This is a genomic window from Flavimobilis marinus (assembly GCF_900113055.1).
In the GTDB taxonomy this organism is placed as follows: Bacteria; Actinomycetota; Actinomycetes; order Actinomycetales; family Cellulomonadaceae; genus Flavimobilis; species Flavimobilis marinus.
Genome location: NZ_FONZ01000001.1, coordinates 1 through 24306, shown reverse-complemented (window position 1 = coordinate 24306; position 24306 = coordinate 1). Strand labels below are relative to the sequence as shown.

The 24306-nt window shown below is 73.0% G+C and carries 21 protein-coding genes; 11 read left to right on the top strand and 10 right to left on the bottom strand.

Annotated features, from left to right (window positions below):
• Positions 1 to 52 precede the first annotated feature (52 nt).
• Complete coding sequence (locus BMZ30_RS00100; RefSeq protein ID WP_229828382.1) at positions 53 to 823, bottom strand: Crp/Fnr family transcriptional regulator; 771 nt, start codon at positions 821 to 823, stop codon at positions 53 to 55.
• Between the two features lie 157 nt (positions 824 to 980).
• Between BMZ30_RS00100 and BMZ30_RS00095 the strand changes: the two genes are divergently transcribed.
• Together BMZ30_RS00095 and BMZ30_RS00090 are read left to right on the top strand one after the other, a co-directional pair.
• Complete coding sequence (locus BMZ30_RS00095) at positions 981 to 1232, top strand: heavy-metal-associated domain-containing protein (protein WP_093374100.1); 252 nt, start codon at positions 981 to 983, stop codon at positions 1230 to 1232.
• Between the two features lie 80 nt (positions 1233 to 1312).
• Entirely contained in the window at positions 1313 to 3379 is a 2067-nt protein-coding gene (locus BMZ30_RS00090; RefSeq protein WP_093374099.1) for a heavy metal translocating P-type ATPase, read from the top strand.
• A gap of 617 nt (positions 3380 to 3996) precedes the next feature.
• Here the strand turns inward: BMZ30_RS00090 and BMZ30_RS00085 are convergent.
• Positions 3997 to 5580, bottom strand: a complete 1584-nt coding sequence (locus tag BMZ30_RS00085) for a methyl-accepting chemotaxis protein (protein WP_093374098.1) — start codon at positions 5578 to 5580, stop codon at positions 3997 to 3999.
• 194 nt (positions 5581 to 5774) lie between these two features.
• Here BMZ30_RS00085 and BMZ30_RS00080 point away from each other — a divergent pair, with 194 nt between their 5' ends.
• The gene (locus BMZ30_RS00080) at positions 5775 to 6875 is read left to right on the top strand and encodes a serine hydrolase domain-containing protein (protein WP_093374097.1); all 1101 of its coding nucleotides are present in this window, start codon (positions 5775 to 5777) and stop codon (positions 6873 to 6875) included.
• A 19-nt stretch (positions 6876 to 6894) separates the two neighbouring features.
• On the opposite strand, the gene BMZ30_RS00075 is transcribed toward BMZ30_RS00080, so the two are convergent.
• Positions 6895 to 7737, bottom strand: a complete 843-nt coding sequence (locus BMZ30_RS00075; RefSeq protein WP_093374096.1) for an SDR family NAD(P)-dependent oxidoreductase — start codon at positions 7735 to 7737, stop codon at positions 6895 to 6897.
• 116 nt (positions 7738 to 7853) lie between these two features.
• Between BMZ30_RS00075 and BMZ30_RS00070 the strand changes: the two genes are divergently transcribed.
• The gene (locus BMZ30_RS00070; protein ID WP_093374095.1) at positions 7854 to 9461 is read left to right on the top strand and encodes an AlkA N-terminal domain-containing protein; all 1608 of its coding nucleotides are present in this window, start codon (positions 7854 to 7856) and stop codon (positions 9459 to 9461) included.
• Entirely contained in the window at positions 9458 to 10039 is a 582-nt protein-coding gene (locus BMZ30_RS00065) for a methylated-DNA--[protein]-cysteine S-methyltransferase (RefSeq protein WP_093374094.1), read from the top strand. The genes BMZ30_RS00070 and BMZ30_RS00065 overlap by 4 nt, the downstream gene beginning before the upstream one ends.
• Before the next feature lie 9 nt (positions 10040 to 10048).
• On the opposite strand, the gene BMZ30_RS00060 is transcribed toward BMZ30_RS00065, so the two are convergent.
• Positions 10049 to 10786 carry a SanA/YdcF family protein gene (locus BMZ30_RS00060; RefSeq protein WP_093374093.1) on the bottom strand — a complete coding sequence of 246 codons (738 nt, stop codon included), beginning with the start codon at positions 10784 to 10786 and terminating at the stop codon, positions 10049 to 10051.
• 71 nt (positions 10787 to 10857) lie between these two features.
• On the opposite strand from BMZ30_RS00060, the gene BMZ30_RS00055 reads away from it, so the two are divergent.
• Together BMZ30_RS00055 and BMZ30_RS00050 are read left to right on the top strand one after the other, a co-directional pair.
• Positions 10858 to 11337, top strand: coding sequence for a hypothetical protein (locus BMZ30_RS00055; protein WP_093374092.1), 480 nt, complete (start codon positions 10858 to 10860; stop codon positions 11335 to 11337).
• Positions 11334 to 12206, top strand: coding sequence for a glycerophosphodiester phosphodiesterase family protein (locus tag BMZ30_RS00050; RefSeq protein ID WP_093374091.1), 873 nt, complete (start codon positions 11334 to 11336; stop codon positions 12204 to 12206). The genes BMZ30_RS00055 and BMZ30_RS00050 overlap by 4 nt, the downstream gene beginning before the upstream one ends.
• A 13-nt stretch (positions 12207 to 12219) precedes the next feature.
• Here the strand turns inward: BMZ30_RS00050 and BMZ30_RS00045 are convergent, their stop codons facing one another.
• On the bottom strand, positions 12220 to 13104 hold the full coding sequence (locus BMZ30_RS00045; protein ID WP_093374090.1) for an HNH endonuclease: 885 nt from the start codon (positions 13102 to 13104) through the stop codon (positions 12220 to 12222).
• Positions 13105 to 13185: 81 nt separating this feature from the next.
• Complete coding sequence (locus tag BMZ30_RS00040; RefSeq protein ID WP_093374089.1) at positions 13186 to 13371, bottom strand: hypothetical protein; 186 nt, start codon at positions 13369 to 13371, stop codon at positions 13186 to 13188.
• Between the two features lie 80 nt (positions 13372 to 13451).
• Here BMZ30_RS00040 and BMZ30_RS00035 point away from each other — a divergent pair, with 80 nt between their 5' ends.
• A complete protein-coding gene (locus tag BMZ30_RS00035) occupies positions 13452 to 14393 on the top strand; it encodes a DUF429 domain-containing protein (protein ID WP_093374088.1) in 942 nt (313 codons plus the stop codon).
• Positions 14384 to 15058 (top strand): GOLPH3/VPS74 family protein, encoded by a 675-nt coding sequence (locus tag BMZ30_RS00030; protein ID WP_093374087.1) that lies wholly within the window; start codon positions 14384 to 14386, stop codon positions 15056 to 15058. Before BMZ30_RS00035 ends, BMZ30_RS00030 begins: the two co-directional genes overlap by 10 nt.
• 10 nt (positions 15059 to 15068) lie before the next feature.
• On the opposite strand, the gene BMZ30_RS00025 is transcribed toward BMZ30_RS00030, so the two are convergent.
• The 3 genes from BMZ30_RS00025 to BMZ30_RS00015 form a co-directional block, all read right to left on the bottom strand.
• A complete protein-coding gene (locus tag BMZ30_RS00025; RefSeq protein ID WP_229828384.1) occupies positions 15069 to 16085 on the bottom strand; it encodes an alpha/beta hydrolase in 1017 nt (338 codons plus the stop codon).
• Positions 16082 to 17551 (bottom strand): MFS transporter, encoded by a 1470-nt coding sequence (locus BMZ30_RS00020; RefSeq protein WP_229828385.1) that lies wholly within the window; start codon positions 17549 to 17551, stop codon positions 16082 to 16084. Before BMZ30_RS00020 ends, BMZ30_RS00025 begins: the two co-directional genes overlap by 4 nt.
• A gap of 108 nt (positions 17552 to 17659) precedes the next feature.
• Positions 17660 to 18292: a 2'-5' RNA ligase family protein gene (locus BMZ30_RS00015; protein ID WP_093374086.1), complete on the bottom strand. Its 633-nt coding sequence runs from the start codon at positions 18290 to 18292 to the stop codon at positions 17660 to 17662.
• 82 nt (positions 18293 to 18374) lie between these two features.
• On the opposite strand from BMZ30_RS00015, the gene BMZ30_RS00010 reads away from it, so the two are divergent.
• Together BMZ30_RS00010 and BMZ30_RS13445 are read left to right on the top strand one after the other, a co-directional pair.
• A complete protein-coding gene (locus BMZ30_RS00010) occupies positions 18375 to 23021 on the top strand; it encodes a DUF3418 domain-containing protein (RefSeq protein WP_093374085.1) in 4647 nt (1548 codons plus the stop codon).
• A 46-nt stretch (positions 23022 to 23067) separates the two neighbouring features.
• The gene (locus BMZ30_RS13445) at positions 23068 to 23247 is read left to right on the top strand and encodes a hypothetical protein (RefSeq protein ID WP_143073081.1); all 180 of its coding nucleotides are present in this window, start codon (positions 23068 to 23070) and stop codon (positions 23245 to 23247) included.
• A gap of 93 nt (positions 23248 to 23340) precedes the next feature.
• Here BMZ30_RS13445 and BMZ30_RS00005 read toward each other — a convergent pair.
• A partial coding sequence (locus tag BMZ30_RS00005) for an HNH endonuclease signature motif containing protein (RefSeq protein WP_177191224.1) occupies positions 23341 to 24306 on the bottom strand: 966 nt, incomplete at its 5' end.

Below are 24306 nucleotides of genomic sequence, written 5' to 3'. Positions count from 1 at the left end.
ACACGCCCCCTCGGCGCCGAGCGCATCCGGAACCCGCGGATCGGTCGCGGCGTCAGGCGTTCGTGAGTGCCTGGAGGCGGTCGTGGTCGAGGATCGCCGTCCACCGGCGACCGGTGTCGACGACGCCCTCCCGCTTCAGCCTGCTCATCACCCGTGACACCGACTCCGGTGTCGACCCTGCCAGGCGCGCGAGGTCCGCGCGGCTCAGCGGCAGCTGCAGCAGCGAGCCGCCGCGGGCACGCTCCTGACCCAGCTGCGCGTCGAGGCGCAGCAGCGCTGCCGCCACCCGTGACTCGACCGACCCCGACCGCGCTGCCGCCTGCCCGCGCGTGCGCGCGAGCCGCTCGGCGACGACGTCGAGCACCCGCAGCGTGACTGCTGGAAACTCGACGAGGATCCCCCGAAATACGCCGGCGTCGATGCGCAGCGCGCACACCGTCTGCATCGCCCGCGCGGTCTCGGTGTGCTCGACGTCGCCCAGCGCCCCCACCGACCCGAACAGGTCGCCCGGCACCAGCACGTCCGTGATGACCTCCCCGCCGTCAGGCGCGCCGTGCACGAGCGCAACCCGTCCGGCCGCGAGCACGTAGAGCGCCGACGCCGGCTCACCGGCCGCGTAGACGGGGTCACCCTCGCCCCACGACAGGGACGAGGTGCGCTGGTCGACGCGCGCGAGCTCGGCGTCGTCGAGGTCGGCGAAGAACGGCACCTGCCGCAGCACGCGGAAGCGCACCTCGGGCGAGCACTCGTGCGGCTGCGCGCAGGTCGCGCGGAGCGGGACCCGACGTCGCGCGCCCGGCGCAGGCGCCTGTTCCGCGGTCACCGCCCACCTCCTGGTCGTTTCCCTCGATCCTCGCACGCTCGCCCGACGAACCGGGCCTGCCGTTGATTGACGCCCGTCATGGTCGGGCTCCCGCCGCGTTCGTAACGTCATGAGCACCGGGGCACCACCGCCCCGCCGAACCGGAAGGACCACTCCCATGCGCACCACCGACACCGCCTCCAGCATCACCGCCACCACCGTCCAGACCACGCTGCGCGCCGAGGGCTTCAGCTGCCCGTCGTGCGTCGCGAAGATCGAGAAGCGGCTGCACGCCCTCCCGGGCGTCGAGGCGGCGACCGTGCACTTCGCGTCCGCTCGCGTCGAGGTCACCCACGACCCGTCCGTCGTGACCGCCGACGCTCTCGCCGACGCCGTGACCGCGGCCGGCTACCCCGCCGTCGTCGCCTGACGCGACCCCCACCCACCCGAGCCCGACGGCGCGCGCCCAGCAACGTCGTCGGGCACCCGTCTTTTGAGGAGAACCCCACCATGTCCAGCTCCCTGCCCCGGCGCCTGCGCCCGTGGGCTGTCCCCGCTGCGGCCGGGACCCTGATCGTCGTCTCGCTCGCGACCGCCCGCATCACCGATGCCACCAACGTCGCCGACGCCGCCATGCTCGCGGCTGCGGTCGTCGCGGGCGCCCCGGTCCTTCGCAAGGCCGTCGTCGGCCTCCGGTACCGGGTGATCGGCATCGACCTGCTCGTCTCGGTCGCGGCGGTCGGAGCGGTGCTGATCGGCGACCTGTGGGAGGCCGCGGCGGTGACGTTCCTCTTCGCCGTCGGGCACGCCCTCGAGGCCGCGACGATGAACCGCACACGGTCGGCGCTCGCCGAGCTCGTCGCCGTCGCGCCGCAGACCGCCGTCGTGCTGCGGGACGGCGCGCAGGTGACCGTGCCCGTCCGCGAGGTCGCGCCCGGCGAGACGGTGCTGGTGAAGAACGGCGCCCAGGTACCGGTCGACGGCGAGGTCCTCGTCGGCTCGGGCGCGCTCGACGAGGCGTCGATCACCGGGGAATCCATGCCCGTCGAGAAGGTTCCGGGCGACCGCGTGTTCGCCGGCACGGTGTCACGGGGCGGCTTCCTGCAGGTCCGGGCCGACGCCGTCGGACGCGACACGACGCTCGCGCGGATCATCCGCCGCGTCGAGGACGCGCAGGACGCCCGCGGTCGCACGCAGACGTTCATGGAGCGGTTCTCGGCGCGCTACACCCCGGCCATCATGGTCGGCGCGGTCGTCGCGGGAATCGCCAGCGGCGACGTCGAGCTGGCGCTCACGCTGCTCGTGATCGGCTGCCCCGGCGCCCTGGTGATCTCGATCCCCGTGGCGATCGTCGCCGGGATCGGACGTGGCGCGCGCGAGGGCATGCTCATCAAGGGCGGCGAGTTCCTCGAGACGACGGCGCGCGTCACCGCGGTCGCGCTCGACAAGACCGGCACGCTCACGCACGGGACGCCGGCCGTCACGGACGTGCGCCCGGCCGCCGGGGTGACCGACGCCGAGCTGCTGCGCTGGGCTTCGGCCGCCGAGTCCGGCTCGGAGCACCCCCTCGCGGCGGCGGTCATCGCTGCGGCCACGGACGCCGGGGTCGCCCCGCACGGGGTGGCCGACGACGTCGCTCCCGTCCCCGGGCACGGGATCGTCGCCACGGTGCAGGGACGGCGGGTCGTCGTCGGGAACGCGGCGCTGCTCGTGGCCGAAGGCATCGACGGTGGCGCGGCGCTCGCGGACGAGGCCGAGGTCTCCGCCGCGGGCCGGACCACCGTGGTGGTCGCGCTCGACGGCGTCGTGCTCGGGGTGCTCGGGCTGGCGGACACGATCCGCCCGGACGCCGCGGAGATGGTCACCCGGCTGCACGCGTCGGGGATCCGCACGGTCGTGATGCTCACCGGTGACGCGGAGCGTGTCGCCCGGACGGTCGCGGACGCGACGGGCGTCGACCAGGTCGAGGCGCACCTGCTGCCCGAGGACAAGCTCGCCGCGGTGCAGCGCCTGCAGGCACAGGGGCACGTCGTCGCGATGGTCGGCGACGGCGTGAACGACGCCCCCGCGTTGGCGGTCGCGGACATCGGCGTGGCGATGGGCGCGGCCGGCACCGCGGTCGCCGTCGAGACCGCCGACATCGCCCTGATGCGCGACGACCTCCTCGCCCTGCCCGCGGCCCTGGACCTCGCCCGCCGCACGGTCCGCGTCATGCGCCAGAACATCGCGATCGCCCTGGTCACGGTGGGTGCGCTGCTGGCGGGTGTGCTGCTCGGGGGCGTGACCATGAGCCTCGGCATGCTGGTGCACGAGGCGTCCGTGCTGGTCGTCATCGCCAACGCGATGCGCCTGCTGCGCGGCGCTCGCCCGTCGCGGCCGCGCGGACGGCCAGACCGGTCAGGTGCGGTACGCCGCCCGCGCCCAGCGGTAGGCGTAGTGCCGCAGGGACGCGACCCACGGTTCGAGGGGCAGTCCCCTCGGGGCGTTCCCGGCGGGCTCGAAGCGGATGGGCGACTCGCCGGAGGCCTCGAGCGGGCGCAGCACGTCGAGCCTTCCGAAGACCTGCCACGGTCCTAGCGGACGGGCCCACGCGAGGTCGAGCGTCGCGGTCCCCCCGGGCCGCGGCGCCGACGACGGCCACGCGCCGAGCAGCACCGGTCCCGTCCGGCCGGTGTACGGCAGCAGGGTGGTCATCGGTCCGGCGAGCGGGCGGCGCCGCCACGTCAAGCAGAACCGCGTGGGCAGGCTCGTCCCCGTGGAGGACAGCAGCAGGTCGGCGGGGACGCCGTCGTCGTCGTACCAGCGCACGGCGAGGCCCTGGATGTCGGGGAGCCGGTCCGGGAGCCCGACGGCGCGCGAGACCCGGGCCACCGCCTCCCGCGTCCCCGCGCGGCCGACGCTGCCGAGCTCAGGGACGTCGTCGGGCACCACGACGCGTACGGGGACGACGACGCCACGCGGGTGCAGCGGCCGGGACCGGCGCGCGAGGGCCATCGCGGCGGTCACGCCGCCGAGCGCCACCCCCGCGGGCAGGGCGACATACCGTCCGAGCACACCCAGTCCACTCATGCTTCCCACCCTGCCACCCATCGGGTGAGTGCGTACTTTTAGCGGTGTTCTTGGCGAAAAGCACCGCCAAAAGTATGCACTCAGCGCCGTGTGTGGGGGTGGGGGTGGGGGTGGGGTCGGTTTGGTCAGCTGGTGAAGGCTGCGACCACCGTCTGGAGGGAGCGGGACGTCTCCGCCAGCTCTCGTGCCGCCGCGCGGACCGTGTCGATCTCCGTGCCCGTCGCGCGAGACGCGTCCTCGACGTCGCGCAGGGTGGTCGCGATCGTGCGTCCGCCATCGGCGACCTGCACCATCGTCTGCGCCATCGCGTTGGTCGTCGCTGTCTGCTCCTCAACGGCCCCGGCGATCGTCAGCTGGAAGTCGTTGATCTGCCCGATGACCGAGGAGATCTGCGCGATCTCCGCCGCGGCCTGCTCGACGGCCGCCTGGATCGCCGCGACGCGGTCGGAGATACCGCCCGTCGCGGTCGCGGTCTCCTGCGCGAGGTCCTTGACCTCGGACGCGACGACGGCGAAGCCCTTGCCGGCGTCCCCGGCGCGCGCGGCCTCGATCGTGGCATTGAGGGCGAGCAGGTTGGTCTGCTCGGCGATCGACGTGATGACCTTGACGACGCTGCTGATCTCCGCAGAGGACTCCCCGAGCGCCATGACGGTCCGGTTGGTCGCGTCAGCGGCGGCGACAGCCTGCGAGGCGATGCGCGCGGCGGCGTTGGCGTTCTGCGCGATCTCCGCGATGGACGCCCCCATCTGGTGCGCGCCCGCCGCGACGGTGTCGATCCCGGAGCTGACCTCGGCGGCCGATCCCGCAACGTCGACCGTGCGGCCTGTCGCGAGCGCACTCGTCTCGGCGATGTCGTCGCCTGTCGCGATGAGGCGCTGCGCCGCACCGTCCAGCTGCGCGGCCACGCGGCTCACCTCCTGGGCAACCGACGAGGACCGGTCGAGCATCGCGTTGAGCGCGACGGCGAGGTGCTCGAGCTCGGTGCGCCCGGCGCCCTCCTCGAGGCGGACGGACAGGTCGCCGGTCGCGAGCACGTCGGCGGCGCGGCGGATGGGCCGGACGATCGAGCGGGCGATCAGCACGCACACGGCGCTCGTGACGACGAGCAGCCCGGCGGCGGTCAGGAGCAGCTTGCCGGCGTCCGCGAGCGCGGTGCCCTGGACGTCGTCGACGTACACGCCCGAGCCGATGACCCAGCCCCAGGGCTCGTAGCCCGTGACGTAGGAGACCTTGGGCTGCGGGGCGTCGAAGCCCGGCTTGGGCCACTGGTACTCGACGAAGCCCGCGCCGTCGGCCCGCACGACGTCGACCATCTCGACGAAGAGCAGCTTGCCGTCGGGGTCAGCGTTGGCGGACAGGTCGGTGCCGTCCATCTCCGGCTTGATGGGGTGCATGACCATGGTCGGGGCCATGTCGTTGATCCAGAAGTACTCCTCGCCGGAGTACCGCAGGTCGCGGACGGCGGCGATCGCGGCGGCCTGCGCCTCTTCCTGGCTCAGGGCCCCCGCCGTCTCCTGCGCGCCGAAGTACGCGACGATCCCGCTCGCCGACTCGACAACGTTGCGGGTCGCGTCCTGGCGCTCGGTCATGATGCGGTCGCGCACGAGCACGGAGGCGACGAGAGCGAGGACACCCATGCCGAGCGCGGACAGGACGACGATTGCGACGAGGCGCTGCATGATCGAGGTGGAGTTCAGGCGGGAAGTCATGGGTGGCTCGCTCGGGGTTGGTGTCGACGCCACGGGAACCCGCAGCGCCGGAGGGACCTAGGTCCTACTCATCGACCGGGTGCGGTCGAGCATGAGTGAGTCGTGCCACGTCGGTCGCGATCTCACCCGCTCCTGGGCTGAGTCCGGCAAAAAGCGGAGGCGGCCGACGGCGCCTGCTGGGTAGCGTCCCGGGCATGCCTGACGCTCCCACGCCCGACCCCGTCGCCGCCTTGCGCGCGACCCTCGCCGACCTCGCCGCCACGGGCACCGACGACGCACCCGACGCGTTCTCCGGCAACGTCTTCCTCCAGCGCGGCGATGACGTCGTGCTCGACGAGGCCTACGGGTTCGCGTCCCGCCGGTGGATGACGCCCATGACGACGACCACCCGCGTCGACGTCGCGTCGGTGACGAAGCTCTTCACGTCGGTCGCCGTGCTGCAGCAGGTGGACGCGGGGCTGCTGACGTTGGACTCCCGGATCGGCGACCTGCTGGACCTCGCGGGCACCACGCTGTCCCCGGACATCACCGTGCGCCACCTGCTGACCCACACCTCGGGGATCGCCGACGACGCCGACGAGGAGGCCGGCGAGTCCTACGAGGCCCTGTGGGAGGACCGCCCGAGCTACTCGGTGACGACGACGACGGACTTCCTGCCGCAGTTCGCGCACAAGCCGCCGCGCGTCGCGCCGGGTGAGGACTGCCGCTACTGCAACGTCGGCTACATCCTCGCCGGGCTGGTCCTGGAGAAGGTCACCGGCCAGACCTTCCGCGACTACGTCGTCGAGCACGTGTTCGCGCCCCTGGGCCTGACCGCTGGCTTCTTCGACATGCGGCACGCCGAGTCCGACGTCGCTGAGGGCTGGGACCTCGTGGGCGAGGGAGACGACGCGCGCTGGCGGCTGAACATCTTCAGCTACCCGCCGATCGGCTCGCCCGACGGCGGCGCGCACGCGACCTCGCGCGACCTGGTGCGGTTCCTCACGGCGGTGCGCTCAAGAACGCTGCTCTCCCCGGCACTCACGGAGGCGTTCTTCTCCCCCCAGGTGCTGCACCACGCCGGCGAGGACGGACGGCTCGACTACGCGTTCGGCCTCGAGATCGAGAGCGCCTTCGCCGAGGGCGAGACCGTCGTGCGATCGATCTCCAAGGACGGCATCAACGCCGGGTGCAGCGCGATCGTGCGGCACTACCCTGCCGCGGACCTCACGATCGCGGTGGTGGCCAACTCCGAGGACGGCGCTTGGGCGCCGATCGAGGCCGTCGACGCGTACGCCGAGGCGCTGCTGGCGTGAGCACGCGACGGCCGCGGCACTACCGGCCGGCACCCGGGAGGCCGACCATCTCCGCGCTCCTGACCCACAGGTCGGCGGCGAGCTGGGCGTCTGCGGCCTGAGGATTCGTCGCGGCGACCTTCTTCTTCTCGTAGTACTCGCCCGACACCCAGTCGCGCCCCGGCGTGCCCTCGGCGAGCCAGACGAGCGGCTCGGCGCCCTGCTCCGGGGTGAGGAAGCCCGCCAGGCGGGCCAGGGGCGTGCGGTAGAGGAACCGCATGAGGCTGGTGGTGTCGGAGGCGAAGCTCGTGCGCACGACACCGGGGTGGAACGCCACCGCAGTGATCCCACGGTCGCCGAAGCGCCGGTCGAGCTCCTTCGCGAACAGGATGTTCGCCAGCTTGGCGTCGCCGTAGGCCTTGTTGGCGGAGTACTTCGTCTCGTTGTTGAGGTCCGCGAGGTCGATGTTCCCGAAGAGGCGCGCCGCGACGCTGGCGGTGTTGACGATCGACGCGCGGCTGGCGATCAGGACGTCGAGCAGCAGGTGGGTGAGCAGGAACGGCGCCAGGTGGTTCACCTGCAGCGTCTTCTCGAACCCGTCGACCGTGCGGGTCTGGTCCCCGAAGATGCCACCCGCGTTGTTCACGAGCACGTCGATCCGGGGGTAGGCGCTCTGGAGAGCGTCCGCGAGGCTTCGCACGTCCGTGAGCCTGGCGAAGTCGGCGACGAAGCACTCGGCCCCGAGCTCGCGCGCGAGCGCCGCCGTCTTCTGGGGCGAGCGTCCGACGACAGCGACGGTGTGGCCGTCCGCCACCAGTCGGCGGGCGGCGGCTGCGCCGATCCCGTCGCTCGCGCCGGTCAGGACGATGGTCTTGGGGGACATGGGCGCACTCCTGCTGGGCTCGGTGCGCGGGCGGCGACCCGTGCTGCGAGCAGTATGCGCACGGTGGTGTCCGATTCCCGCCAGACGCGCCCGCGTGGAGGGGGTCTACTAGGGACATGACCACGACCGCAGCCGACGCCGCCCGGTACGCCCTCGGCGACCCCGGCTTCCCGCAGCGATACCGCGCGATCGACGCCCGGGACACGCGGTTCGACGGTCAGTTCTTCACCGCCGTGTCCTCGACCGGCATCTACTGCCGGCCGTCGTGCCCCGCCCGGACGCCCAAGCCGGAGCACGTGACCTTCTACCTCACGTCCGCCGCGGCCCACGAGGCAGGCTTCCGGGCGTGCAAGCGCTGCCTGCCGGAGGCCACGCCGGGCACGCCCGCGTGGGACCTGCGCCGCGACGTCGCCGGCCGGGCGATGCGGCTGATCGCCGACGGCGTGGTGGACCGGGAGGGGATCGCCGGGCTGGCCGCGCGGCTCGGCTACAGCGTGCGGCACGTGCACCGCGTCCTGGTGGCCGAGCTCGGCGCGGGACCGTTGGCGCTGGCCCGTGCGCGCCGCGCCCAGTCGGCCCGCACGTTGCTCGTCGGGACCGACCTGCCGATGGCGCAGGTGGCGTTCGCGGCGGGATTCGGCTCGGTGCGCCAGTTCAACGACACGGTGTCCCAGGTCTTCGCGACGGCGCCCCAGGAGCTGCGCGCCCGGGTCCGGCCACACTCAGGTGCTGCGCCGGTGGGCGACGGCGTGCACCTCGACCAGGTCGGGCTCGACGTGGACCTCCCCGTCCGGGAGCCGTTCGACGCCCCGGGCGCCTTCGCCTTCCTGGCGGCGCGCGCGGTACCGGGCGTCGAGGCCGCCGACCTCGCGCCCGACCGGCTGCGCTACGCCCGCACGCTCACGCTCCCCTCGGGCCCCGGCGCCGTCGAGGTGACGGCAACCCGCCCGCGGACCGGCGGCTGGCGGCTGCACGCCCGCCTCGAGCTCACGGGCCTGGCCGACGTCGCGCCCGCCGTCGCGCGCGTGCGCCGGCTGTTCGATCTCGACGCGGACCCCGGCGCCGTGGATGCAGCGCTCGCGGCAGACCCCGCCCTCGCGCCGCTCGTGGCGCGCACGCCGGGCATCCGCGTGCCGGGCACGGCGGACGGGCACGAGCTCGTCGTCCGGGCGATCGTCGGTCAGCAGATCTCCGTGGCCGCCGCCCGGGCGCACCTGACACGCCTGGCCGATCGGCTGGGTTCGCCGTACGGCTCCGGGATCGACGGGCTGCGCCGGGTCTTCCCGACAGCCGCGCAGATCGCGGCCGTGCCGGAGGAGTCGGCGGACGAGCCGCTGGACCCCGACCGCGTGCTGCGGCTCCCCCGCCGCGCGACAGCCGCGGTGCTCGACGCCGCCCGGGCACTGGCCTCTGGGGAGCTCGTCGTCGACGTCGGGGCGGACCCGGACGGGCTGCGCGCCGCCCTCGAGGCACGGCCGCGGATCGGGCCGTGGACGGCGGCCTATGTCGCGATGCGCGTGCTGGGCGACCCGGACGCGTGGCTGCCGGGCGACGTCGCGCTGCTCGCGGGGGCGCGCGCCGTCGGCGCCGTGCCCGTCGACGATCCCAAGCCCGCCGCCCACGCCCGGCTCACCTCGCGCGCCGAGGCCTGGGCGCCGTGGCGTTCCTATGCCGCCATGCACCTGTGGCAGGCCGCAGACTCGACCTCAGGAGGTGCGCGATGAGCGCTGGACCCACGACGACCACCCCGAGCACGGCCGCCGGCCCGACCACGGCCCGGTTCGCCACCCTGCCCACGCCCGACGGCCCGTTCACGGTGCTCGCGGGCGCCGACGCTGTCCTCGCCTCGGGCTGGACCGGCGACGTCGCCGGGCTGCTCGCGCTGGTGCACCCGCTGCTGCGTCCCGCGGAGGTTGCTGCGGCGCGAGTCGGCGAGGCCGGCGTCCTGGGCTCGGCCGTCGAAGCCGTCACCGCCTACTACGCGGGCGACCTCGCCGCGCCCGCGCGGGTGCCGGTGCGCCAGACGTCGGGCGAGTTCCGGGTGCACGCCTGGGACGTGCTGCGCGAGGTCGGCCCCGGCGAGCGCGTGACCTACACCGAGTACGCGGCCCGCGCCGGCCGCCCGGCTGCGGTGCGCGCCGCCGCCGCGGCGTGCGCGATGAACGCCGCCGCCCTGTTCGTCCCGTGCCACCGGGTGCTGGGTGCCGACGGCGGGCTGCGCGGGTTCCGCTACGGCACGGCGATCAAGCGGTCCCTGCTCGACCGCGAGACGCCACCGGCGCCGGGGACGACGCTGTTCTGAGGCGCCGCCCTACTGTCGCGGGCTCGCGAGCGCGTCCTGGACTCCGGTCTCCTGGTCGCCCAGGAACTTCGGGTCGCGGCGGGTCAGACCGTCCCACGCGGCCTTCGCGGAGGCCGGCATCTCCCGCACGCGGTACCAGGCGGCCTTGGCGGGCTCGACGCTCGCGGCGGACACACCGACGCCGACGGCGTCCAGGCCCGCCGCGGCGCACGAGAACAGGGCGCGGCGCAGGTGGTAGTCCTGCGTGACGACGATTGCCTGGTCGACGCCGAAGACGTTCCGCGCCCGGAAGCACGAGTCGTGGGTGTCGAGACCCGCGAAGTCACGCACCACGCGCCGGGCGGGGACGCCGTGCTCGATGAGCCAGTCGCGCATCGCCGTCGGCTCGTCGTAGTCCTTGCGCGACGCGTCACCGCTGACGAGGACCACCTCGACCTTGCCCGCCTCGAACAGCTCACGCGCCATGTCGAGGCGCCGCGCGAGGAACGTCGAGGGTGTCCCGTCCGGGCGCAGCCCGGCGCCCAGGACGAGGACGACGGGAGTGGGCTCGACGTCGTCGGCGCTCCTGGTGCGCGCCTGCCCGGAGGCTTGCACCCAGCCGACACCGCCGACGACGACGAGGGCCACGAGGCTCGTGGTCGCGAGCACGCGGCGCCGCCAGCCCCAACGGCGCCGACCGGCGGGCGTGCCGTCGGGCGCCGGCGCCGCGGTGGGCTCGGGCGCGGGGACGACGTCGTGCTCGCTCATGGCGGAACCCTAGCGGCACCCGGGCCGACGCCGGTTAGCCTGAGGACATCGACGACTCTCCTGGAGGAGACTTGCACGCTCTGACCCGCCGCGCGTCCGCGCTCGCCCTCGCCGCCGCCCTCGTCCTGCCGCTCGCGGCATGCTCCGAGGACGGCTTCTCCCTGCCCACCGGTGAGGAGCTGCAGGGGTACGTCGACGACGCTCGTAGCCGGGCTGACGAGATCGGCGCTGAGATCGGCGACCTCGCCAGCACCCTCGGTGGGCTCCCGGCCGACGCGCGCACCAAGATCGAGGACGCGATCGCCCAGACGAAGGAGGCGACCGGCCAGGCGCGCGGCGCCCTCGAGGAGGCCGCGGCGGCCCAGGACGGCGCCGCGGGCGCCCTGGACGACGCCGGCGCGAAGGTCGCCGAGGCCAAGGCTCAGGTCGAGCAGGGCCTCAAGGAGGTCGAGGGTGCGACCGGCGTCGACGCAGAGAAGGCGCGCGCCGAGCTCGAGAAGCTGCGCGACCTGCTGGGCGAGCTCGGCAACGACCTCACCACGAAGGGATGAGCGGTCCCACGGGCGGCGTCCGGTTCATGGCGCACCGGGGCGCGAGCCGCCAGTACGCCGAGCACACGCGCGCCGCGTACGTGCAGGCGATCGCGGAGGGCGCCGACGGCCTCGAGTGCGACGTGCAGCTGACCGCAGACGGGCAGGTGGTGCTCTGGCACGACGCAACCCTCGAGCGCACGAGCGACGGCACCGGCGACCTGCACGACGTGACCCTCGCGCAGCTGCGCGGGCTCGACGTGTTCTCCTGGCGCAACGCGGACCTGCCGGCCACCCACGGCACGGCGGCCGACCAGGTGCTGACGCTCGACGAGCTGATCGACCTCGTCGCCGACGCCGGCCGACCGCTCGACCTGGTGATCGAGATCAAGCACCCGAGCCCGTTCGGCATGGAGCTCGAGGACCGCGTCCTCGAGGTGCTCACCGCGCGCGGCTGGACGCCCGAGGACGGCACGGTCGCCGGGGCTCCCGTGTGGTTCATGAGCTTCTTCCCCGCCTCGCAGCAGCACCTGGCGAAGACCGTCCCGGCGGAGCGCCTGATGTTCCTGGTCGACGTTCTCGACGAGGCGAAGCTGTCCGAGGGCACCGAGCCGGTCGCGGACGGCGGCTTCGACTTCACCGACATGCTCCGGGCGCTGGTCGCCCAGGGTCTGCAGATGGTGGCCGACGGCGTCATGGGCGGCGTCGGGCCGTCGCTCCAGTACGTCAAGGAGCACCCCGAGCAGGTGCGCGCGTGGGCCGACGCGGGCCGCCTGGTCCGGGTGTGGACCGTGGACGAGCCCGACGACGCCCGGGTGTGCCTCGCCGCAGGCGCGCACGAGCTGACGACGAACGTGCCGGGGGAGCTGCGGGCGGCGCTGGGGGCCTGACGCGGGCGGCGGCCTAGCTGGCGAACCGCTCCCATCGCCACGCGAGGGCATCGCGGTCCGGGTGGTCCTTGCGGTGAGCGGGCAGCTCGATCGAGCGACCGTGCATCTCCTGAATGCCGTGCTTGAGCATCGGGCCGTCGATCTCCTGGAGGACGTCGGCGTTGACGGCGATCTTGTAGTCGGGCCGGATGCCGATCATGTGATGGTCGTACGCACCGTGATGGATCTTGCACAGGGCCAGGCCGTTGGTCGTGACCGGCAGCCCGTGCTCCTCGGAGTCCGGCACGATGTGCGCCGCGTCGAGCAGGGAACCATGCCGCAGCGAGCAGACGGCGCAGCGCGTCTCGTAGGCGATGAGCACGCGAGTGCGGAAGGCGGGTTGGTGCAGCCGCTGCTTGGCGAGGCGGCGCGCGTACTCGCGCTGCGGCGGGGCGAGGTGGCGGACGTCGCCCATGTACCGGAAGGCCTCGTCGAGCGCGATGATGAAGGCGTTCTCGTCAGGGGCGTCGTCGACGACGTACACGGGCATGACGGGCGTGTAGTAGTTCGGTGTCTCCTTGCGGAACAGGATCAGCGGGATGCCCGTCTCGTAGGCGGCACGGAGCTTGCGGTTGTCGCCGCTGAACGGGTCGCCCTTGCGGTAGGCGTAGTGCAGCATGCCGTCGTCGGACTCGACGTCGTCGTACGGGCCGTCCGCCGAGGCCACGATCGAGAGCGTCGACGTCAGCGCGGCAGGGTTGCGGATGCCCCGCGAGTAGTCGATGAGCGGCAGGCTCTGCCCCAGGTGCCGATACTCGAGCAGCTCTTGGCGGTGCAGGAAGCCGCCGTTCTCGTCGGCGCGCTGGCGCACCCACGCCATGACGGACTCGCGGAGGGTGCGCTCGACGGCTGAGTCCATGCGCTGAGCTCACCAGGTCGCCGGCCGGCTGGCAAGGACCGCCGGCGTTGTCTGTCGCTCCGCCCGGTGAGCCGGACTCGCCTACTCCGACCGATCAGGCGTGCGCGGGCGCACGAGAACCGCCGTCACCGCGACCCCGGCGGCCACGGCGATCGCCCACCGGCCGAGCATCGGGAGCGACGTCGTCAGATCGAGCGCGATATTCGTCGCCAGAGCGACGAGTGTGCTGACGACGATGGCGATGGTGGTGCGTCGGTCCGAGGCCATGGAGCCACCCTGACCCGCTCCGCCGCGTCCCGCAACGTGCCGCGGTACCTCGCGGAACCGATCCCTGCCAGGATCGGCGGATGACGTCCTACCTGGGTATCGACCTCGCGTGGGCGCAGCGCGCCCGCACCGGACTGGCCGTGCTGGACGCGTCCGGACGGATCATCGCGTCCTCGACGGTCGTGACGGACGACGAGATCACCGCCTTCGTCACAGAGCACGTCCCTGGTGAGGTGGTCGTCGCGATCGACGCGCCGCTGGTGGTGCCGAACGAGACGGGACGGCGGGACTGCGAGGCGGAGCTCGGTCGGGTCTTCGGCGCCTTCCACGCGGGGGCCCATCCCACCAACCGGTCCAAGCCGTACTTCAACCCGCCGAGAGGTGCCGAGCTCTCGAGGGCTCTCGGGTGGGACATCGACCCTTCGATCCTCCCCGGCCGGGGGCGGTCCGTCGCCATCGAGGTCTACCCGCACCCCGCGATGATCACGCTCTTCGAGCTCGGGACAGTGATCCCGTACAAGGCGAAGCCCGGCCGCGACGTCGTCCAGCTGCGCGGGGCCTTCGTCACCCTCCTCGACCATCTCGAGCGCGTCGCAGGCGCGACCCTCCGCCTCACCGAGCTGGAGCGTTGGCACGAGATCCGTGCCGTCGCCCACGCCGCGACGAGGAAGTCGCAGCTCGGCGCGATCGAGGACGAGGTCGACGCCATCTTCTGCGCCTACCTCGCGTGGCTGTGGGGCCAGCAGGATCCGCGCATGGAGACGCTCGGGGACATCGAGCGGGGCTACATCGTCGTCCCGGGACCACCGACGACGACGCCTGCCCGCCGGCATCCGGCCCCACGCCTGACGTCCGCACCCGGCCCAAGGGTCGCTCCGGACGCAAGCGTCGCCGAGCACGCAGAGGCGCTTGCCGCGCACGTCATGGCAACGGTCCCCACCCACCTGCGGCACGCCGTCCTCGACGCTGCCCGCGCCCACCTGGCCCCACCGCCCCCCGCTACCGTGACCTCATGCTCCTAGCCGAGGACCTCCTGCTGCTCCTCACCGACGACCAGTCCGGCAAGGCGTCGCTCGACGTCACGCGCGTCGATCTTGCGCTGGCGGGCGCGGTGCTCGTCGAGCTGGTCACGCGCGAGCGCGTCGCGATCGCGCAGCCCGGCGGACCGGTGAAGGCGGGGCGTGTCGTCGTCGTCGATGGGTCACCCACCGGTGACGGGATCCTCGACGAGGGCCTGCGTCGGATCGCCACCGGCAAGCCGCGCAAGCCGGAGGCGCTGCTGCCGGTGCTGCGCAAGGACCTGCGCCGTGCGGTCTACGGGCAGCTCGCCTCCCGGGGGATCGTGCGCGAGGAGGAGGGCAAGATCCTCGGGCTGTTCCCGACGCGGTCGTGGCCGGCGGTCGACTCGCAGCACGAGGCGATGGTCCGCGCTGCCCTGCGCGAGGTGCTCGTGGACGGCAGGGCGCCGACGCTCACGGAGGCGAGCCTGGTGTCGCTGCTGCAGGGCATCGACCGGGTGCCCAAGACGCTCGGCGAGGTCGGGGTGCCGGCGCGCGAGCTGCGCCGTCGGGCGAAGACCATCGCCACCGGTCACCTCGGCAACACCGCGGTGCACAAGGCCGTGGAGGCCGTGAACGCAGCGATGGTCGCGTCGATCGCCGCGGCCGCGGCGGCGGGTGCTAGCTAGCGGGTGGCAGCTAGCCCGCGTCGCGCCCGCCGCGCCCGCCGGGCCCGCTGGCCACCTGGCGCTCCAGCCAGTCGAACACGACCCGGAAATACTCTGCGCGCGCCGGCTCGGGGGACAGGGCGAGGTCGTGCAGCCCGCCCTCGATCCGCGCGATCGTCACGTCGCGACCGAGGCCGGGCGCCCGCGCGACGATCTGCTCGACGTCGAGCACGTCGTCGCCGTCGGGTCCGCTCACCGCTGAGGTGCACACGAGCACGGGCATCGGCAGCGTGAGCCCACGGGTCAGCCTCGCCTGACCGCGCCGCACCGCCCGGAACCAGCCCGCACGCACCGGCACGCCCCGGCCGGTCTTGAGCTCGCGGTCGTAGTCCCACTCGCCGCCGGCCTCGACGTGCAGCGCCTCGGCGTACCGCGACGGCCCGTCGCGCAGCACGCGCAGCGGGTTGAGCGAGCCGAGCACGTCGACGATCCGCGTGCCGAGCGTGCGCTCGAACCAGCTCGAGTGGAAGTCGAACCACGGGCTGTTCAGCACCAGGGCGTCGACGACGCCGCGCTCGACGCTGTGCAACCACAGGCTCACCGTCAGGCCACCGGTGGAGTGCCCCGTGACGACGAGGCCGTCGTGGTCGGCGCGGATGATCCGCGTCGCGATCGTGAGCTCCGCCCGGTAGTCGCGCAGGTCGCCGACGAAGTGCGGCGTCTGCCCGTGGCGCCAGGACCGCCCGCACCGCCGCAGGTCGAGCGCGAAGAAGTCGTAGCCGCGGGCGTGCCACTCGCGGGCGACGTGCCGGTGGAAGAAGTAGTCGTTGTAGCCGTGCACGTACAGCACGGCCGGGCGCCGCTCGCGCTTCCCGACGCCGTCGCTCGCCTGCACGACGTCGTCGGGCACGTACCGCACGAGCGTCGCGACGAGCGGGGCGGCGTCGGCAGCGTCCGGGCCGGCTCCTGCGGGCGCGGCGTCGTCGGGCCCGAGCTCGATCGTCGTCTGCTCGAACCCTTCGAGGATGTCGGGCTCCCAGCGGATCACTGCGCGGGTGCCACCTCGGCGGCGGCCGCAGTCGCGTGCAGCTGGTCCCTGCCCATGCCCTTGATGGGCAGGAGCAGCAGCAGCCCCGCGAGCACGACGAGCATGATGCCCAGGACACCCCAGTGCTGCGAGCCGGAGATCGCGACGAACGTCGAGAACGCTGCAGGCGCGAGGAAGCTCGCCGCCCGACCGGTCGTCGCGTACAGCCCGAAGATCTCGCTCTCACGTCCCGGCGGGATGAGCCGCGCGAGGAGCGACCGGCTGGCCGACTGCGCCGGGCCGACGAACACGCACAGCGCGAGGCCGAAGATCCAGAAAGTGAGCTGTCCCTTGTCGTGCTGGAAGAACACGATGAGCCCGGACACGAGGAGCCCCACGAGGGACGTCACGATGATCGCTCGCGGACCGACGACGTCGTCGAGCCAGCCGCCGAGGAACGTCGCAATCCCTGCGATCACGTTCGCAGCGATCGCGAACATGACGACCTCGCTCGCGGAGAAGCCGAACGTGCCCGAGGCGATGATGGCACCGAAGGTGAACACCCCCGCGAGACCGTCGCGGAACACGGCGCTCGCGAGCAGGAAAAGCACCACCTGGCGGCGCTCGCGCCACAGCAGCGCCACGTCGCGGAAGAGCTGGCGGTAGGAGGCGAGGAAGCCGAGGCGGGCGCGGGTCGAGCTCGAGGGCACCTCGGGGACGGCGATGAGGACGGGGATGGAGAAGACGCCCATCCAGACCGCCGACAGGAGGACCGCGATGCGGATGTCCATGCCGTTCTCGCCCGTCACCCCGAACCAGCCGACGTCGGGGTTGATGAACCCGACGGAGAGGATCAGCAGGAGGACGATCCCGCCGATGTAGCCGGCACCCCAGCCGATGCCGCTGATGCGCCCGACGGTCGCGGGCGTCGACACCTGGGCGAGCGTCGCGTTGTAGTTGACGCTCGCGAGCTCGAAGAAGACGTTGCCGACCGCCAGCAGGAAGATGCCGAGCAGCAGGTTCTGCGTCAGGTTGTCGGGGTCCGGCGTCACGAAGAACATGGCCGCGCAGATCGCGACGGTGATGAACGTGTGGATGGCGAGCCAACGACGACGGCGGCCGTGGTCGTCGGACCGGGCCCCGGTGACCGGTGCCAGCACGGCGATCAGCAACCCGGCGGCGGCCAGGCCCCAGCCGAGCCACGCGGAGTGGTCGGCGATGACGCCGTCGAGCAGTGCCGTAGCGGCGCCCTCGGGGATCTCGGCCTCGGCGGTCGCGACGAGCAGCGGGTCGACGAACGACTCCGACGTCAGCCACCGGGTGAAGACGAAGGTCGTGATCACGGCGTTGAACGCCGCCGACCCCCAGTCCCACAGGGCCCAGGCGGCAACCGCCCCGGGTCCGGTGCGTCGTGCATCGGTGCGGAGCAGCTCGGCGCGGCGGCGGCTGCGCGTGTTCGCCGGGTCAGCGGCGTGCATGGCCATCATGTCGCGATCCTAGGTGAGGCAACGTCCCGTCTAGGTCGAACCACCCATGGCATGCGGGCGAAACTTCTGTGGCGCACGTCATGGGCGGCACGCGGGGTGCCCGATCCGTCACAGTTCGTTCGCACATGGGCCGTCGGTCCTGTGGAACGGCAGGCGCCGCAGCGTCGCGTGCCGGGGACGCCCCGCCTCTCCCTGGCCGAGCTCGGACTCGACGAGGTCGATCGCGTCGGCGGTCCACTCCGGGCCCCGGTAGACCGCGAGCGCGTGCGCCACGCGCGCCGGGTCGACGCCGCCCCGGGAGATCGTCAGGTGCGCGCGGTTGCGGACCCTCTCATCGGGCCGCGCAGTGGGCAGGACGTCGTCGCGCACCTCGGCGATGCGGCGCATGGTCCGGGAGAGCCCGTCGGTGTCCCCGCCGACGCCGACCCACGGCACCGTGCCGCGGAAGCTGCCTGCGCCGGTCAGGTGCAGGGTGAGCGGCTCGAGCTCCGAGGCGGCGTCCTCGAGAGCCGCCTCGAGGTCGGGGAGCGCGCCTGCGGGGACCTGCCCGAAGAACGCGACCGTGAGGTGCCACGCCGAGCGCGGGGTCCAGGCAGGGCGCAGGGCTGCGCGTCGCGCTCGCCCACCCTGCCGCCGGTCGGTGCGGGGGACCGGGGCCGGCGGTGGGCCCAGCATCTCGAGCGCGGACTCGAGGTGGTCGAGGACGTCGGCGGGCGGGTAGATCGCTGCGAACAGCCGCATGCGTCGAGCGTAGGTCGGCCCGGGTACGGCTGCGCAGATATACGGTCGAGCGATCGGGCAGCGTTTGCGAGAATGGCTCGTTGTGAGCGCTTCCGAGGAGTCCCGTGCGCAGGCTGGCCGCGGCCGTCGCCGTCGGGGTCCCCGCAAGCCGCGCCCGCAGGCGGGCGCCCCCGGACGCAGCCGGACGGACCGCGGCGCCCCGGACCGCGCGGCGCTCGACGCCCGAGCCCTCGCCCGGGCGCGCCGCAGCGCCGAGGCCCGCCGCGCCGTCGTCGTCCCCCCGATCCACTACCCCCCCGCGCTGCCCGTGTCCGGGAGCCGCGAGGAGATCGCCGCGGCGATCCGCGACCACCAGGTCGTGATCGTCGCGGGCGCGACCGGCTCGGGGAAGACCACCCAGATCCCGAAGATCGCGCTCGAGCTCGGGCGCGGGCGCGAGGGCCAGATCGGTCACACGCAGCCCCGCCGGATCGCGGCTCGCACGGTCGCGGAGCGCATCGCGGAGGAGCTCGACGCCGAGCACACCCTGCCCGACGGGACCGTGCAGCGCGGCAAGCTCGGCGGGATCGTCGGCTACCAGGTGCGGTTCACGGACGAGTCGTCCGCGTCGACGCTGGTGAAGGTTATGACGGACGGCATCCTGCTCGCGCAGATCCAGCGCGATCCGCTGCTGCGTGGCTACGACACGCTCATCATCGACGAGGCCCACGAGCGCTCGCTCAACATCGACTTCCTGCTCGGCTACCTCACGCAGCTCCTGCCGCAGCGCCCGGACCTGAAGGTCGTCATCACGTCGGCGACGATCGACTCCGCGCGGTTCGCCGACCACTTCGCGAGCGTGGACGCCCGGACCGGCGAGCGCACGCCGGCGCCGGTCATCGAGGTGACGGGCCGGACCTTCCCGGTCGAGATCCGTTACCGCCCCCTCGTGCCGGACGCGATGGGGATCGGGGACGACGACGACGGTGCTGGAGCGGGCCCGTCGTCGGGCGGTCCGTCGTCGGGCAGTGCCGGCAAGCCGAAGGGCAAGGGCGCCAAGGGGCCCAAGCCGCCCAAGGCCGAGCCCGAGCGCGACCTGATGTCCGCGATCTGCGAGGCCGTGGACGAGCTGTTCGCGGTCGGGCCCGGGGACGTGCTCGTGTTCCTGTCGGGTGAGCGCGAGATTCGCGACGCCGAGGACGCCCTGCGCGGCCACCTGGGTGAGCGCGTGGACGGGCGCGGCACGCCGACGTCGGTCGAGGTCGTGCCCCTGTACTCCCGCCTGAGCGCGGCCGAGCAGCACCGCGTGTTCCAGTCCCACGGAGGCCGGCGCGTGGTGCTCGCGACCAACGTCGCGGAGACGTCGCTGACCGTGCCGGGCATCCGCTACGTCGTCGACCCCGGAACGGCCCGCATCTCGCGGTTCTCCAAGGCGACCAAGGTGCAGCGGCTGCCCATCGAGGCGATCTCGCAGGCGAGCGCGAACCAGCGCTCGGGCCGCTGCGGGCGTGTGGCCGACGGCGTCGCGATCCGGCTGTACTCCGAGGCCGACTTCGAGTCGCGGCCCGAGTTCACCGAGCCGGAGATCCTGCGCACCTCGCTCGCGAGCGTCATCCTGCAGATGGTCTCCGCGGGCGTCGCCACCGGCCCCGACGACGTCGCCAAGTTCCCCTTCGTCGAGGCCCCCGACGTGCGCTCGATCCGCGACGGCGTGCAGCTCCTGACGGAGCTTGGGGCGCTGCGCACCGCGCCCACCCCCACCGCGCCCGCCGACGGTACGGAGCGGGCCGACGACGCCGCGCCCGCCGGGCCGCTGACCGACGTCGGGCGCATGCTCGCCCAGCTGCCCATGGACCCGCGCCTGGCCCGGATGATCGTCGAGGGCGCGCGCTCCGGCGTCGGGCGCGAGGTCGTCATCGTGACCGCGGCGCTGACCATCCAGGACGTGCGCGAGCGGCCCCTCGAGCAGCGCGCGCGCGCCGACCAGCTGCACGCGCGGTTCGCGGACCCGTCGTCGGACTTCCTCACCTACCTGAACCTGTGGGAGTACCTGAAGGCCGCGCGGCGCGAGTTGTCGTCGAGCGCGTTCCGGCGCCTGTGCAAGGCGGAGCACATCAACTTCCTGCGGGTGCGCGAGTGGCAGGACCTGGTCGGCCAGCTCAAGGACATGGCGACGTCGCTCGGCCTCGAGATCAAGCCCGCGACCAACAAGGCCCTCGTCGGGGAGATGCGTGACCCGTCGGCGGCGTCGGACACTCGCGACGCACGCGCCGGCGGCGTGGACCCGGAGACGACCCACCGTCGCCTGGCCTGGGACGGAGACTCGATCCACCGCGCGCTGCTCGCCGGGATGCTCTCGCACCTGGGGATGCAGCAGGTCACCGAGATCCGCATCGCGCCCGGCAAGCCCACCGCCAACGACCGACGCGCCGCGAAGATGGCGCGCAACGACTACCTGGGCGCCCGAGGGGCGAGGTTCGCGATCTTCCCGGGCTCCGGCGTCGTGAAGAAGCCGCCGGCGTGGATCATGGCCGCCGAGCTCGTCGAGACGTCGCGGCTGTGGGCACGGGACGTCGCGCGCGTGCAGCCGGAGTGGGCTGAGGAGCTGGGCGCGCACCTGACGCGGCACGTGTACTCGGAGCCGCACTGGTCGACCAAGCAGGGCGCCGCGCAGGCGTACGAGAAGGTGCTGCTGTACGGGCTGCCAATCGTCGCGCAGCGCAAGGTGCTGTTCGGCAAGGTCGACCCCGAGGGCGCGCGCGAGCTGTTCATCCGGCACGCCCTCGTTCAGGGCGAGTGGACCACGCACCACGAGTTCTTCCGGGCGAACCAGCAGAAGATCGCCGACGTCGAGGCCTTGGAGGCGCGCACCCGCCAGCGCGGTCTGCTCGCCGACGACGAGGCGATCTTCGCGTTCTACGACGCGCGGGTTCCGGCCGAGGTCGTGTCCGCGCGGCACTTCGACACCTGGTGGAAGACGGCGCGGCGCACCACACCCGAGCTGCTCACCCTGACCGACGACGTCCTCATGCCGACCGGCGCCGACGTCGACGAGGCCGGCTATCCGGACACGTGGCACCAGGGGGACCTCGCCCTGCCGCTCACGTATCAGCTGACGCCCGGCTCGGACGCCGACGGCGTGACGGTGCACGTACCGATCACGGTGCTGTCGCGTCTGCAGCCCGACGGGTTCGACTGGATGGTCCCGGGGATGCTCGCCGAGCTGACGACGGCGTGGATCCGCGCGCTGCCCAAGCCCGTGCGCGTGCAGCTCGTGCCGGCGCCCGACGTCGCACGGGAGATCGCCGGGTGGATCGTCGCGCACGAGCCCGCGTGGGCTGACGTGACGCTGGCCGGTGACATGGCGCCGTCGTTCCCGGAGGTGTTCGCGCGGGCGGCGCGGGCGCTGCGGGACGTGGTGATCCCGGCCGAGGCGTTCGACGCGTCGAAGCTGCCGTCGCACCTGCGGATGACGTTCCGGGTGTCCGACGAGCGCGGGGTCGTGATCGACGAGGGCGCGGATCTCGTGGCGCTGCAGCGGAAGCACGCGGGGCGGGCGCAGACGGCGGTGAGCTCGGCTGTGCGGAGCGCGGTGGGGACCGCCATGCGCGAGGCGCAGGAGCGAGAGGCCGGGTCTGGTCGCGGACGAGCGTCGGGTCCGCAGGTTGTGGCCCCGGAGCATGCGCTGCCCGAGTCGCCAGGTTCCTCAGCGACTTCCTCAGCGACCGACACTCCCCGTTCGGGCGAAGCAGCAGCAGCGTCCAGCACGGACCATGGCGCGATCGCGGAGCAGTCCGGGCTGACCACGTGGCCCGACGTCGTCGACCTCACCGGGGCCTCCGTCGCCGGCGGGGAGATTCCGCGGGCGGTGTCCACGGTCGTCGGGACGGGCGCGGGATCGGTGACGGTGCGGGGGTACCCGGCGCTCGTCGTCGAGCCGGGGCCGCCGCGCGGCAAGGCGCGGGGCGCTGAGACGGTCGCATTGCGTGTGCTCGCGGACGCCGACCGGCAGGACGCGGAGCACGCCCGGGGGGTGGGGCGGTTGCTGCTCTCCGAGGTCGCGCTTCCCGTGGCGCGGGTGACGACGCGGTGGACAGGGCAGCAGGCGCTGACGCTGGCGGCCAGCCCGTACCGGACGACCGACGACCTCGTGACCGATGCGCAGGCCGCCGCGGTGACGGCGCTGACGAGCGGTGCTGAGCGCGGGATCCCGGCGGCCGCGGCGATCCGCGACGCCGCGACCTACGCTGCGGCGCGGTCGGTGGTGCGGGAGCGGCTCGAGGAGGAGGTGTACCGGATCATCGGTCATGTCGTCGCGGCCCTGACGGCGTACCGCACGCTCGAGGGCGAGATCCGGGCGACCACGAGCCTCGCGCTCCTGAACACGTTGACGGACCTGCGTGACCACGCGGCGGCGCTGGTGTTCGACGGGTTCATCAGCGTGATGGGTCCGGAGCGGCTGCCGCACCTGACGAGGTACCTGCGTGCGGCGTCGTACCGGTTGGACAAGGCGCAGTCGAACCCGAACCGCGACGCCGAGCTGGCGTGGCGCGTGCATGACGTCGAGGCCGGGTACGAGCGGGCGCGTGCGGCCTATGCGGCGGGCAAGCCGAACCCGGATCGCCTGGCCGAGCTGGCGGAGGTGCGGTGGATGCTCGAGGAGTTCCGGGTGTCGCTGTTCGCGCAGCAGCTGGGGACGAACGGTCCCGTGAGCGAGAAGCGGATCCGGAAGGTGCTCGGGGGCTGGTAGCCCGCGAGCCCTCAAGCGATCGATGTCGGGCGTCGATAGCGGCACCATGGGAGCACCCCGCGATTGGCAGAAACCGACCTCCGAGTACGCCAAGGACTGGCGAACTCAGAAGCCCGCACGGACGACGCCGTCGACTCGTCGTCCACGAGCGACCATCGCCTACACCGTCATGGGCGGAGCGCTCGTCATCATGACCTTGCTTGCCGCCTACGTGTGGCTGCGCTGAACAGCGGCGACATGTGAACGGCTCCCAGATCCACGCATGGTGGCACGGGGAGCACTGGTGCGTAGGGACCATCTCCTCCGAAGTCCCCATGTCCTAGGAGGCTTGGCGCGCACGCTCGCCGTAGCTGCCAGGGGTGTCGAAGTGCCAGCGTCCGTTGGTGAAGGTCATGGCGATGCGTCGGGTGTCGACGTGGTCGTGGTGGTACCAGCACAGCAGGGCTGCGTTGTCGGTGGAGGTGCGCCCGCCGTCGGCCCAGTGCACGCGGGCGTGGTGGATCTGGGCATGCTCGGGTGGTTCGTGGCAGCCGGGCCACACGCAATGCTGGTCCCGGGCGATGATCGCTTTCCGCCGCGGTCCGGTGAATGTGCGTTGGGCGCGGCCGACGTCGAGTATTTGTGACTCGGGTCCGAATATCACGCGGGTCAGGGCGCAATCGGCGGCTATTCTTTTGAGGACTTCGGGTGGTACTGGTCCGCGGCCGTCGCTCCAGGTCGCTGGTGGAGATTCGAGCAGGTGCTGCCATTCTTGTGCGTTCATGGCGTGAAGGTCTTCGGTGGCGCTGGTGGCGGGGATGGCGTCAGCCCTCGCGGCGGTATTCGCGCCCAGGAGGTGCGTGAGCTCGGTCCAGGACACCGTCACGGTCAGATGCGGCCTGACGGCCGGGGAACCATCGCGAGCAGAACCATCCCGCGCACCCCACGAGTCCTCGCCCACGGCACGGGCACCTTCGGCGAGGCGATCGCCCGCCGGGCCCTGCTCATTGGTGGACCTGAACCGCCCCTCGTCCAGCGCTTGGCGGGCCAGCCCTGCCAGGGCGACCGCGCGCCGCTTGGCCGGGCTCTGCGTGCAGCCCGGCTCGGCCGTGCCCATCACGGCCCCGAGCGCGGTGCGCACCAGCTGACCGTGCTCCTCGGCCAAGAAACCCTGCACGTGGTACCCGCCGATCGTCGGCGACAGGTCCAGATGCTCACGCTCGGACGCGAGCCGGTAGCCCCGCTCGTCCGACTCAGGGTCAGCCACCACCGCGAACCGGCGCGCGATCCGCGTGAAGTCACGCAA